General features: G+C 58.1%; 9 protein-coding genes. 4 read left to right on the forward strand and 5 right to left on the reverse strand.

The annotated features are described in order from the left end of the window. Nucleotides 1–84 precede the first annotated feature (84 nt). Nucleotides 85–810 (reverse strand): fimbrial biogenesis chaperone, encoded by a 726-nt coding sequence (locus tag AC0IYH_RS07590; protein ID WP_471833683.1) that lies wholly within the window; start codon nucleotides 808–810, stop codon nucleotides 85–87. Between the two features lie 88 nt (nucleotides 811–898). Next, the gene (locus AC0IYH_RS07595) at nucleotides 899–1,426 is read right to left on the reverse strand and encodes a fimbrial protein (RefSeq protein WP_116627628.1); all 528 of its coding nucleotides are present in this window, start codon (nucleotides 1,424–1,426) and stop codon (nucleotides 899–901) included. 247 nt (nucleotides 1,427–1,673) lie between these two features. Between AC0IYH_RS07595 and AC0IYH_RS07600 the strand changes: the two genes are divergently transcribed. The 4 genes from AC0IYH_RS07600 (at nucleotide 1,674) to AC0IYH_RS07615 (ending at nucleotide 9,661) form a co-directional block, all read left to right on the forward strand. Further along, nucleotides 1,674–4,481 (forward strand): ATP-binding protein, encoded by a 2,808-nt coding sequence (locus tag AC0IYH_RS07600; RefSeq protein ID WP_116627627.1) that lies wholly within the window; start codon nucleotides 1,674–1,676, stop codon nucleotides 4,479–4,481. Then, a complete protein-coding gene (gene pvrR, locus AC0IYH_RS07605; RefSeq protein ID WP_116627626.1) occupies nucleotides 4,478–5,674 on the forward strand; it encodes a response regulator cyclic di-GMP phosphodiesterase PvrR in 1,197 nt (398 codons plus the stop codon). Before AC0IYH_RS07600 ends, pvrR begins: the two co-directional genes overlap by 4 nt. Before the next feature lie 91 nt (nucleotides 5,675–5,765). Then, the gene (locus AC0IYH_RS07610; RefSeq protein WP_471833685.1) at nucleotides 5,766–9,011 is read left to right on the forward strand and encodes a hybrid sensor histidine kinase/response regulator; all 3,246 of its coding nucleotides are present in this window, start codon (nucleotides 5,766–5,768) and stop codon (nucleotides 9,009–9,011) included. A 2-nt stretch (nucleotides 9,012–9,013) separates the two neighbouring features. Next, a complete protein-coding gene (locus tag AC0IYH_RS07615; RefSeq protein ID WP_116627624.1) occupies nucleotides 9,014–9,661 on the forward strand; it encodes a response regulator in 648 nt (215 codons plus the stop codon). Nucleotides 9,662–9,732: 71 nt separating this feature from the next. On the opposite strand, the gene AC0IYH_RS07620 is transcribed toward AC0IYH_RS07615, so the two are convergent. From AC0IYH_RS07620 to AC0IYH_RS07630, 3 genes are all read right to left on the reverse strand, one after another. Continuing rightward, a complete protein-coding gene (locus AC0IYH_RS07620; protein ID WP_471833687.1) occupies nucleotides 9,733–9,981 on the reverse strand; it encodes a hypothetical protein in 249 nt (82 codons plus the stop codon). Nucleotides 9,982–10,449: 468 nt separating this feature from the next. Beyond that, nucleotides 10,450–10,671 (reverse strand): hypothetical protein, encoded by a 222-nt coding sequence (locus AC0IYH_RS07625; RefSeq protein ID WP_060767852.1) that lies wholly within the window; start codon nucleotides 10,669–10,671, stop codon nucleotides 10,450–10,452. Nucleotides 10,672–10,794: 123 nt separating this feature from the next. Beyond that, nucleotides 10,795–11,532, reverse strand: coding sequence for a hypothetical protein (locus AC0IYH_RS07630; RefSeq protein WP_457409260.1), 738 nt, complete (start codon nucleotides 11,530–11,532; stop codon nucleotides 10,795–10,797). Between the last annotated feature and the right edge of the window lie 825 nt (nucleotides 11,533–12,357).

Consider the following 12,357-nt stretch of genomic DNA (forward strand, 5'->3'; position numbering starts at 1 on the left):
CGTAACCCGCGGTGCGGTTCGAATAAAGGATTCATCGTGAAGGCTGATACGCGATAGGTAGGCATGACGATCACCCCAGGCCGATCAAAGAAGGGGCAGGTCAGTGACGACATCAGCACCGAAATCGTTGACCAATGTCAGGCGCACGGTGTCTCCCGCAGCGGCCGAGGCACCCGCGGGCAACGCCCAGTTGGCCTGGCTCAACGGGGCGATCATCGATGCCTGGGCAAGGGCGTAGGACGTGCCTCGGCTGACGACGTCGGCCCGGCGCACGGTGGCGAAGTAGCCGCTGTCATTGCTGGCGACCACGGCTTTGCCCTGAAGCTTGAAATGCAGGGATTGGCTCAGCGCGTCGGGGTTTCCGGCCAACGCTTGCGGGCGGTAAAACACCTTCATGCGGCTGCTGACCGTGAGCAGCAACTTGTTGGCTTGCAACTCGCTGGCCTTCATGGCCGGCATCTGCACGAAATTGAGGTAGAACAGCGATTCGCGGTCCTTGGCCAGGTCCTTGCCGGTGAAGACCAGGCGCACGACCTGGCCGGCATTGGGATTCATGCGAAACACCTGCGGGCTGGCGATAAACGGCGCGTCTGCTGTCTGCGGCGTGAGGTTTGGGTTGCCCGTGTCGAGCCACAGTTGGACCAGGTAGGGATGGGTGTCCTGATTGCTCAGTTGCACCATTTTTTCCTGGGCCTGGGCTGGGTAGATCACACGGGTGCCGGTCATTACAACGCTGGCGTGGGCATAGGCGGTGATGGCTGTGCCGAGTGCCAGCGCCAGGGCGAGTGTGGTTTTCTTCAGGCGAGTCATAGTGTTCTCCGTCCAACAGGCGCAGAGCGGGTGAAGAATGAGGGGGTGGGTAAACATGCCGGGCACGGGGCCCGGCAGGTACCTGGGATTACAGGTAGTCCAGGGCGTATTGCGCGGTGGCGGACACAGTACCGGCCGTGGCGGCGCCGGCTTCGCTGATGTAGCGAACAGCGAAATCGTGGCTGGCGCTGGTGGCGCCGGAGGCCAGGGTCAAGCCTGGAACCGAGGTAATCCCGTTGAGTACAACGGCTGAACCACCTGCTTCGCTGAGCAGTTGCACTTGTACGTTGGTGGCCGTGCCCGCGTTGGCAAGGTTGCCGGCGCTGGTCACGTTGCTGCCCTGGAAAGCGGTCTTGATGGCAAGGCTCGAAGACGGTGCGGTGCAGCCGCTCACGCTGATGGTGAAGGGCGTTTCGCCGGCGGTGCTGCCCACTGCGTTCAGGGCGGCGGCGCTGACGGTAGGCATCAGGATCACCGGATTCGCTGCGTTGCCGTTGACCGCTACAGCACAGGTCTGATCCGACACCTGGCCGGTGAATGTGATGGTGTTCGCGGCGGCCGCGAAGGTCAGGGCTGGCGCGGCGGTCATGGCCAGGATCAAGGCAATGCGCTTCATGGTGGAACTCCTCATTAAAGATGGTTAGGGCTGTGCGTGGACGCCGTCCGTTTTTCGCCAAAGGGCGTAGGGGGGCTGTCCAGGCGCCGCAATCTTATGGAGATGAGGCGTTGGGTTTAATCAGGCGATTCTTAAAAGCTGCGTCATGGCAATGCCTGGCGAGCGTTTAGAGAAACCTGGTGAAAGCGACGGGTACTTTGAGGATCGTCTTATTCCGGCGCCAAGGCCGGTGGATTAACGTTCGCTCATGAAACTACGCCAATCCCTACCTCCGCTCGACACGTCGTTCTCAACGCCCGCGGCGGCGAGAAAGCTGCTGCGCCTGTTGGTCATCGCTCTGGTGCTGGGGTTTTACGCCGGGGTCTACAGTTATCTGAGCGCGACACTGAGCCAGGAGATATCCCAGCGACGCAGTTATATGAATGCGGCGATATCCGATGCGCAGAATTTTTTCGTCAGCCGCCAGACATTGCTCAAGACGTTGCGGCTGGCAGCGGTGCGCAGCGTTACGGCGCCGGTAGCCAGCGCGAACGTGGTCGCGGGCGAAGAGGTGCATATCGGCCTTGGGACGGACAAACAGGCCTGGAGCCTGTGGTTGACCCACCGCATGCTCGACTACCTGCGCCTCAACCGGGTGAACCTGCTGTACGCCGCGACCGGCACTCAGGCCGAGGTGGTTCGCCTGTTCAGTGCTCGCGAACCGGTGCAGCTGATTGCCCCGCATTTGCTGGCGCGGCTCAACGCGGAATATGACAGCGGCGTCGACGAACTCTGGCTCACCGACCCTGAGCGAGAGGATTCCCCGCTGTACATATTCACCCGTCTGGATGACCGTAGCCCTCAATCCGGCTGGCTGGGGTTGGAGGTCGAATCGCCCGATCTGCTGAGCGCCCTGCAAAACAAAAACGCCGGTCAGTTCATCTTGCTCGACGCCAGCGGCCAGCTGATTTTTGATAGCGCGCAAGGGCAGTCGTTACGCCTGGAATTAAGCCAGATGCCGGCGACCCAGTCGTTCGGCTTTGTCGGCGGTCAGTGGCTGCCGGATCATCTGGCGATTCGCAAACAATTGGGGTTTTCGAACTGGCAAATCGTCTACGCCCTCGACATGCACTCACTGCTGACGGTGCTGATAACGCCGGTGGTAATCAGCCTGTTGCTCTGCGTGCTGGTCACTTGGCTGATGATCTGGCTGATGCGGCGTATCGATCAGCGCCTGATCGTACCGGCCGGCAACCGCATTGAGGCGCTGGTGGAGAGCGAAGCCTTCAGCCGGGCGGTGATCCGCATTGCGCCCGTGGCGCTGTGCGTGCTGCGCCGCCAGGACGGCGAGGTGGTTCTGGATAACCCGCTGTATACGCAGTGGATCGGCGACAGCCAGGAGCGCCAGCAACGCAGTGCCGACTGGATACGTCGCGGTTTTGATGACGGCGAACACACCACAGTCGATGAGTTGCAGCTGGCGGATGGTCGCCACCTGTACCTGAGCTTCGCGCGCACGCGGTATAAGCGCGAAGACGTGTTGATTTGTGCGTTCAGCGACATCAGCGCGCGCATGCAGGTAGAGGTCGCCCTGGACCGGGCGCGGCGCATGGCGGACGCTGCCAACGAAGCCAAGACTTTGTTCCTCGCCACTATGAGCCATGAAATTCGCACGCCGCTTTACGGCGTGCTGGGCACCCTGGAGCTATTGGCGCGCACTGAGTTGAGCGATCAGCAAAAAAGCTACCTGCAGGCAATCGAGGGCTCATCCGCCAACCTGCTGCAACTGATCAGCGATGTGTTGGATGTGTCGCGTATCGAGGCGGGGCAATTGCAACTGGAGTGCAACCGGTTCTCACCGCTGGAATTGATCGAGGAAGTGATTCACGCCTATGCCGCCGCAGCTCAACGCAAGGGCCTGCAGTTGTTCGCCTGTGTCGACCCGCAATTGCCGGACTGGCTGAAGGGTGACGTCAGCCGCATTCGGCAGATCCTGAGTAACTTGCTCAACAATGCGCTGAAATTTACCGACAGCGGTCGGATCATCCTGCGCGTCAGGCTAGACAGCCGCGACGGTGAGCGTGTGATGCTGCACTGGCAGGTCTGCGACACCGGCAAAGGTATCTCCCACGAAGACCAGCAACATCTTTTCGAGCCGTTCTACCAGGCCGACGGCAATACCCACGTGGTGGCGGGAACCGGCTTGGGCCTGTCCATTTGCAAACGCCTGATGCACTTGATGAACGGCAGCATGCGTGTGGTGAGCGAGCCTGGCCTGGGCAGCAGCTTTACCTTGCACTTGCCCCTTGAACAGCTGTCGGCAATGGAGCCGTCGCCGGGCGCTGACGAGTTGTTGCCGGAACTGGTCTGCGTGGTCTCGCCGATACGCGAGTTGGCCGTCAGTATCTGTGGCTGGTTGTGCCGTTGGGGCGCGCGCGCCCAAGTCGGCCTGCCCAAGGCCCATGACCATACGGAAGGTGCGGTACTGCTTGAACTGCATCCTGGCCGGCCCGGCGAAACATTGGCCGCGCACTGGGAGGGCCCACGCGTGCTGGCGGCCAGTGACCTGCATGATGATGCACTGAACGACTCGACCGGCATGGTCAGTTTCAACAGCTTGAAAGCCCTGCGCATGGCGGTCGGGGCCGCTCAAGGGCAACTCATGCGCGGCGCCACGGCAACCGCGCAGCGCTACCCGGTATTCAACCTGGGTATGCATGTGCTGGTGGCCGAAGATAACGTCATTAATCAGCTGATTCTGCGCGACCAGCTCGAAGAGCTGGGCTGTACGGTCGAGTTGGCCGGTGATGGGCTGACGGCGCTGGAGATGTGGCGCCACAGCGCGTTCGATCTGATCCTCACCGACATCAATATGCCGCACATGAACGGCTACGAATTGACCGCCAAATTGCGCAGCCTCGACTGCCACTTGCCAATCATCGGCGCTACCGCGAATGCAATGAGCGAGGAGGGTGAGCGCTGCCTGGAAGCAGGCATGAACCGCTGCCTGGTCAAGCCGTTTGCCTTGCGCACGCTTTACGCCTGCCTGGAACCTTACCGAAGGAGTGGCAATTGAAACCCTATCGGGTGCTGATTGTTGAAGATCACCCCTTCCAGCATGAGTTTTTGCGCAACCTGTTCAGCACCCTGGGTGGGTTCAGTGTAGAGGCGGTGTGGGATGGTGCTACGGCGCTGCAGCGCCTGAACACTCACTCCTACGATATGGTCGTGACTGACCTGTTCATGCCGGTGATGGATGGCGTGCAACTGATCCAGAGCATTGCCAGGCTTGGCAAGCCGCCTGCCCTGGCGCTCATGAGTGTGGCATCCAGGCGTATGTTGGTGAGTGCCGGGCTGGTAGCAAAGAACTTGGACCTGGACGTGCTGGGGCTTATTTCCAAACCGGTGGATGCGTGCGACATCATGCGCTTGCGCGATAGCCTCAATAAGCGCCGCAGTGACTTGGATGCTTCCCACCGTCATCCGACGCAACCCGCGCGCCAGTGCCTGCTGGCAGCCATGGAGCGCGGAGAAATACAGGCGTGGTTTCAACCGAAAAAATCCTTGCGTGATGGCCGGGTGTGCAGCGCCGAAGCGTTGGTGCGTTGGCGACACCCACAGCAGGGCACGTTGCTGCCCCGGGACTTTCTCCCCGCACTTCAACGTTTCGGCCTGGAAGATCAGTTGCTGTGGCTGATGCTGGAGCAGACCATCGAGGCGCAGGCGTACTGGCGCCGTCGCGGCTGCGAAGTGCCGGTGTCGATCAACTTGCCGACCCACTTGCTTGACCGCCACGACCTTGCCGACCGTTTGCATGATCGCGTGTTGGCCCTGGGGGCCGAACCCGCCTCGATCGGGTTCGAGTTGATGGAGACATCCACCACCGAGTCGCTCAGCGATTATTACGCAGGCGCCTGTCGCTTGCGCATGAAAGGCTTCGGGTTGGCGCAGGACGACTTCGGCAAAGGCTTCAGTTCGTATTTCAATCTGATTTCCACGCCCTTCAGCGAACTAAAGATTGACCGCTCGCTGGTCCACGGTTGTGTCGACAACGAAAGTCTCGCCACAGCGTTACACAGCCTTGTCGAACTGAGCCGCAAGTTGGGCCTGACGGTGACGGCTGAAGGCGTGGAAACCCAGGACGAGCTAGAGTTCCTACGCAAGATCCAATGTGATCAGGCGCAGGGCTTTTTAATCTGCGCCGCTGTGCCGGCGGAGCGGTTTTTCGAGCTGTTGCGCGAAGATGGCCTTAAGCCAGCACTAAATTGAGATCAAATGGTCTACCTGTAGCGCGCCATGGAATGGCAGCAATGGCGGAGAAGCTCCCCGCCGTCTCATTCCAAGACCCGGGGCGTCGGCGATGAAAAATGCAAGCCTGAAGTTCGGCGTGTTCGCCTTGAGCTCTCAACGAATCAACAAGCTGTTGCTGGTGCTCGCCGGCCTGACGGTGCTGCTGGTCAGCATGTGTTACTGGGCAGTTGAACGGGTATTGGACGAAGAACGGATCAAGGTCGACTTCCATTTTTCGGGTTTGATCGAGAGCATCCACGAATACGACACGTTTTTGCGCAGTGTCGCCAGTGCCTATGACCGCACCAACCAGAATACGCTGCTCAATATTCGCCCGGTTTCGCGCGTTGAGATTTTGCAAAAAGGCCAGGAGCGGGTGTTCCAGAATCACGGCCTGGCCCTGTCTCAGCCTTTTACCCTGAGCGAGCGCAAGCGCTATGACCCTGAGCAATTGCAGGGCGGCTATTCGCTGGGCGTGCAAATGACCGATTTCTACAGCGCATTCTGGGCCAGCTCTTTCTATTCGGCGCCCCAGATATTCCTGTTTTCGCCCAGTGACCAGTTCAACATCGCGATTCCCGGCGTCGATGGCACACGCAAGCAATCGATCTTGCTCAAGAGCAACTTCTTTGACGTAACAGCGGACTTGTACCAGGGACTGCTCGCCCGGCATCCGCAACTCAATAATCGGCGCGTGAGCTGGATGCGTGCGCCCCGGGGATTGTTGCCGGGCACCGAGACGATCGTGGCGTTTATCGGCCTGGACCTGAACCCGGCGGTCATGCCCGAACGTCGGGATGAGGGGTTGCTGACGGTTGCAGCATTGTTGGACGCCGGGCAAATCAACGACCTGGACCGCTTGTTGATCCGACCGATTGACCATCGCGTCACGCTGATCTCTCCGGCAGGTGATGTGCTGCTGGGCGATGCCCAGGATTCTGCGTCATTGCCGGTGGGCATGAGCCTGGGCGCCGAAGGCTTGCGCTTCAAGGTGGTTTCCACCGGCAAGGACCAATGGATCGGCTTGTACACCATCAGCTATGAAAACTTCTTTCGCTTCGCCAAATGGTCATTGCTGGGCACAGGCGCCGTGTTTTTGCTCGCCGTGTTTTTGGGCTGGCGGGTCAATCGCTGGTACCGCGCCGGCATTGTCGAGCCTGCGTTGCGAGCGACGCGTTTGCTGACTGAAAGCGAAGAGTTCAACCGCGCCATGCTCCAAAGCGCGCCGGTGGGCCTGTGTGTGGTTCAACGCAACAACAACCAGGTGCTGCTGGAAAATCAGCGCGCCCAGGAGTGGCAGGGCACCACCGAGCTGATCGGCTTGCTCAACCGCGACTATCAAGACGAAGAGCCGCGCGAGATGCAGATCGAGGTGGCGGGGCGGCATTTGCTGGTTTCGTTCAGGTTCAGTCGCTATCAGGATGAGGACGTGGTGCTCTGTGGGTTCAATGACATCACCCGCCATGTTGATGATGCCCTGCTGATGGAGCAGGCCAAGCGTTCCGCTGACGAGGCGAGTGCCGCCAAGACGTTGTTCCTGGCGACCATGAGCCATGAAATTCGCACGCCGCTTTATGGCGTGCTGGGCAACCTTGAGCTGCTGGGGCTGACCCAGTTGGACGCTCGCCAACAGGATTATCTGCAGACCATCGAGCGTTCGTCGGCGGTGTTGTTCCAGCTGATCAGCGATGTACTGGACGTGTCGAAAATCGAATCCGGCCAAATGGCACTTGAGACCGTGACCTTCAGCCCGCTGGATGTCTTCGAAGATGCCGTCAACAGCTATGCCGCAGCAGGCCTCAACAAGGGGCTGCAGGTCTTTGCGTGTGTGGATTCGACATTGCCTGCGCTGATGAGCGGTGACCCTGGCCGCATTCGGCAAATCGTGAATAACCTGCTGAGTAATGCGATCAAGTTCACTGATTCCGGGCGGGTCATCGTGCGTCTCAAGGTGACAGACCTGGAAACGACCCACGCCACGTTGCAATGGCAGGTTTCCGACACGGGCGCCGGCATCAGCGAAAAGCAACTAGGACAATTATTCAAACCGTTCTCACAGCTGGCCGGCAGCCAGCAGGCTGGCGGCGCGGGCCTTGGCTTGTCGATCTGCTCACGCTTGAGTGAATTGATGGGCGCACAATTGCGAGTGGTCAGCGAGCCGGGGCTGGGCAGCAGTTTTTCCCTTCATCAGCGCCTGCCTATCGTCCCAGGCCCACTGCCGGACTGTTCGGCGATTGAGCTGCAAGGGGTGACGGTGTACGTGCGCGCCCCGTTCAAGGAGCTTGAGCAATCGCTGATTGATTGGCTCAACCGCTGGGGCGCGCGTGCGGCTGCGTTGCCGCCGGGTTACCAGGGAGAGCAACATGAGTTGCTGCTGGACCGGGTGACCGGGGCTGGCCAGCAAAGCGATTGGAGGGGGGTGTGCATCACGGCGACTGAGCTCGCTGCACCCCAGACCGAAGCGTTCAGGCATGCGTGGACGGTCAACGCCTACGACATTCGCGGTATCGCCCGAACGCTGTCGCAGGCGCACCCAGGCGGGGTCAAACCGCCAGGGCCCACCGAACGCATGAGTGACCAGCGTTTGGGGTTGAGGGTGTTGGTGGCCGAGGACAACCCGATCAATCGCGCCATTTTGCAGGAGCAGCTCGAGGCGCTGGGCGCGTGGGTGGTCGCCGCTGAAGATGGTGAGGAAGCGCTGCAACGCTGGTCGCCTGGCACCTTTGATCTGGTCATCACCGATATCAATATGCCCCGGCTTGACGGTTATGGCCTGACCCGTGCCCTGCGCGAGCGTGATCGACAAACGCCGATCATTGGCGTCACTGCAAACGCCCTGCGCGAAGAGGGTGAGCAGTGCCTGGCGGCGGGCATGGACACCTGGGTGGTCAAACCCTTGAGCCTGGACGCGTTGCGCAAAACGCTGCTGCGCTATGGCGGCGAGCGCGTGGATAGACAGCGGGCAGGTTCGACCTTGCAGCCGGGCGATATGGACGGGTGGATCCAGTTTTCCGCAAGCATGCACCGGCTGTTCATCACCACCCTGCAGGACGACGTCCGCCTGACTCGGCAGGGCCTCGACAGCGGTGACAAAGAACAGGTGGTGCGCCACTTGCACCGCATGAATGGGTCCCTCGCATCGATTCGTGCCTTGCGTTTGAGTGCTGCCTGCAACGCACTGGAAGAGTCGCTGCACAAGGGCTCACTGAACCCGAGCCTGGCGACTCAGGTACGCACCCTGTTACAGCGCCTGGAAGCGGTCATGGACGCCATGGCGTCCAACCCAGGCGCTCAAGGCCAACCATCGGACAGGTAGACATGAAAAAAATCAAGGTAGTGATTGCGGACGATCATCCCATCGTGCTGCTCGGCGTGCGTGAAGTTATCCAGCGCGATGCTCGTTTTGAAGTGGTGGGTGAAGCGACCAGTTCCAGCCAATTGATCGACAGGCTGCAGAGCGAAAAACCGGACGTGGTCATTACCGATTTTCACATGCCCGGCGATTCGACATTCGGTGATGGCCTCAAACTGATCGAGTACCTCACCCGAAGGTTTGTCGACACACAGATCCTGGTGCTGACCATGATGTCGAACAATTTGATCGTGTCACGCCTGCATGAATTGGGGGTGATGGGGGTCATTCAAAAAAACCACTTGCACGAAGAAATTGAAAACGCCCTGAACGCCCTGGCCTTGCGCCGCAATTACCAGAGCCCTGTGCAGGAAGCCACTTCGGTTATCCACAATCAGCAGCAGATCAACGAGCGCTTTGCCAGCTTGTCCCTGCGAGAGATGGAAGTGCTGCGCCTGTTCGTGGCCGGCCACAGCGTCACAGACATTGCGCGCATGGTTAATCGCAGCAGCAAGACCGTCAGCGCGCAAAAGGTCTCAGCGATGCGCAAGCTTGAGGTAAGTACCGACCAGGCCCTGGTGACTTACTGTGTAAATGCGGGGAAGTTTCAATAAGACACTTCAACTTTTAAGAACTGCCTGATGGCCGGCGGCAAGCGCACCTTCGATCATGCCCTCATTTAGGGCTATGGATCGTCAATATGAGCGGCAAGAGGGTCAAGCAGAAAAACATCATGGTGCTGTGCCGCCACGCCGGTGTCCTGCTCAACTACAGTGCGTTGTTGAATGAAGCCGGGTATTTCCGGATCGGCTTGTGCGCATCCATGAACGAAGTACTGAACGCCATGGCCAAAACCAAAAGGATCGATTGCTTTATTGTCGATGGTTTCAAGATAAGCACCGCCGATAAACGCCACCTCAAAAGCTTGAATCAAGGCTGCCTGATAAAGCGCTTTTTACTATTGGGCGACTTTGCGTTCGCCGACCAACCGCGCGTATTTGCCTGGGCCAAGGCCCACCGCATCCCATTGCTGGGGATGGCCAGGCAACCCGTGAGCGCGGGGGATCTGGGGCGGTATTTGCAAGTGTTGTAGCGGGCGAGCGCTGGGTGGGATGGGTTGTGCGGTAGATGTGTGCCACCAGTGGGTTGCGGGGCTGTGGCGCAAACAAACGAAAAAGCCCCAGGTCTTTCGACCTGGGGCTTTTTTATCTGTATCTGGTGCCCGGCGTCGTTTGAACTGGGCAGTCATGGGCCCGTATCTATTGGGTCTATTTGGTGGTTGGCCGGTTAGGCATACACGTGGGCATACACGGTGCTTCTTTCTGGCCACAGCTTTCGTGGTATCCCCGCAGGGTCAAGCAACACCAAGTCGCTAGTGGTGTGTTGCCATCCAGCTGGATAGTTATTTCTTTGTCCGACCTTCTGCCGACAGTGAGGCGAGGGCAAGGGTGATGAATCCTGCGTTCCCATCCAGAGTGTCCAGCGTCCCTCGAATGTTCTGTGCGACTTCTGTCGATCCTCTTTGCTCAACCCAGTTCGACAGCTCCTCGATAGCAGCCCCTAACGCCAGCTGGTTTTCGTTCATGCGCTTTAGCAATGATGCGAGCAGCGAGATATCCTCCATGAGCGTTCTCCAAGGCAGGGGCATTTGAAGCGATATCCACATACCCCATAAATGCTGGTGACGTGTACCAGATGATCCTCAAGGGGGGGCACGAGAATCCTTGTCCATACACGGGGATCTAATTCACTTGTTCGATTTCGTTTTTGGCTCTTCGGCACGCAGGTCCGTCTCGCGAATGACTCGACCAGTGCTTCCATCGATTTTGAAGACCGTGCCGTTAACAAGCAGAAAGGTGTTTTTGGTATCTGCCAGAATCAGGTGGCCTGTGAGCTTCTGACCCTTGTCCGTCGTAACGCTATGGATAGTCTCCAATGCCGTAGGTACTGGTTGCCCTGCGTACTCACCGAATTTTTCCAAGCCCATATTCACGCCTTTCTTAACACCAGCTGCTGGGGCGAGAAAAACTACAAACATAGAAAAGCCGATCCAGGTCGAAAGGCCAATAATCACCTGTGCCTTCAGTCGTTTTGTGATGAGCCCGATGAAGATCGCAGCAACGCCAATAAACAATAGCGCAAGAAGGGCAGGTCCAAAGATGGGGATTCGACTTGCTGCGGTCAAAGCCCCGGTGAAAATATTCACGTAGCCGTAGAGCAGCAGGGTGGGTGTACTCAGTGTGAGTTCGTTTGTATCGATGCCGAATTGCTCGTAGTAAGCCAGTAGTACCGAATATCCAGTGACTACGAGAGCCGACTGTAAGAACACAGCACCGTAGACGACCAGCTTGAAGGCTAGGTCTGTATTTGTTTTTACCTCTTGGGGATCGGCTGGCACCTCACGAACGGGATGCAACGGAGGGATAGAAATGTTGATCGGTGTCGTCAACTCTACCTTGACTCTTTTTTCTCTATTCCAGAACACGGCACTTCCTTGTGAGCTATCGAGAGGGAAACATACTCAGTCAAGGCGTTTCTAGCTAGGGGGATCAAATGAAAAGCTGCCGGGGACCCTGGGAAGGTGACGCTGGTACGGGGCATGAAACCCGCGGGATCGAGTTAGTGGGAGGTGCCGGAAGTTACTGAAATTTCAATCGTTGAAATTGAAAGGATCTTGAAGGAAAAGGGCCATCGTTACAGCTTCGGTAAAGGTGGCTGTATCTGTTGCTGATAGTGAACACCTGCGTGGCGTCAACCATGGTGATGGGTGTCAACCACGTCAACCTGTCAACCAACTTAAAAAATCCAGCTGCTAACACGAACGCGCGGGTTTTCTACCCCGTACCTTCAAGAATGCTCCAGGGTCCCCACTATCGAACCAAAGCCAAGAGCATGACCCATCTCGCTTCGCTGGAGGAGCAATACTAATGGGGCTAGGGGATACCCTAATAAAACCGTGTTACGGGTGTTACGCGTGTTACGGAAATATATAAGTATATGATTTTAAATGATTTATATGGCGTTACACAGCTGTCATTGGTTTGTCGACATGCGTGTTACATGGCAAATAGGTGTTACAGCAATAAATGCTCTGGGAGGAGCGGTTTGTGATGATCAAGGCGAGTGTTATCGAACTATGGGCTTTCGCTTAGAAGGGCGGCTACCGGCCGATTCTGTTGAAAAAGTCGGCTTCGAATTCCACGCCAAAAAGGTACGCGCCTGAGATTGAAATCTGAATTTTTGGCAGTATGTTCAGGACTCGGATTTCACGTAGCAGCGTGCAACAGAGGTGTTTTCATCCGTCAATATT

The sequence above is a fragment of the Pseudomonas sp. AC463 genome (assembly GCF_979253585.1).

Coding starts and splice junctions, on each gene's coding strand:
- AC0IYH_RS07590 (WP_471833683.1), bottom strand. CDS start 810: ATGACTCGCCTGAAGAAAACCACACTCGCCCTGGCGCTGGCACTCGGC.
- AC0IYH_RS07595 (WP_116627628.1), bottom strand. CDS start 1,426: ATGAAGCGCATTGCCTTGATCCTGGCCATGACCGCCGCGCCAGCCCTG.
- AC0IYH_RS07600 (WP_116627627.1), top strand. CDS start 1,674: ATGAAACTACGCCAATCCCTACCTCCGCTCGACACGTCGTTCTCAACG.
- AC0IYH_RS07610 (WP_471833685.1), top strand. CDS start 5,766: ATGAAAAATGCAAGCCTGAAGTTCGGCGTGTTCGCCTTGAGCTCTCAA.
- AC0IYH_RS07615 (WP_116627624.1), top strand. CDS start 9,014: ATGAAAAAAATCAAGGTAGTGATTGCGGACGATCATCCCATCGTGCTG.
- AC0IYH_RS07625 (WP_060767852.1), bottom strand. CDS start 10,671: ATGGAGGATATCTCGCTGCTCGCATCATTGCTAAAGCGCATGAACGAA.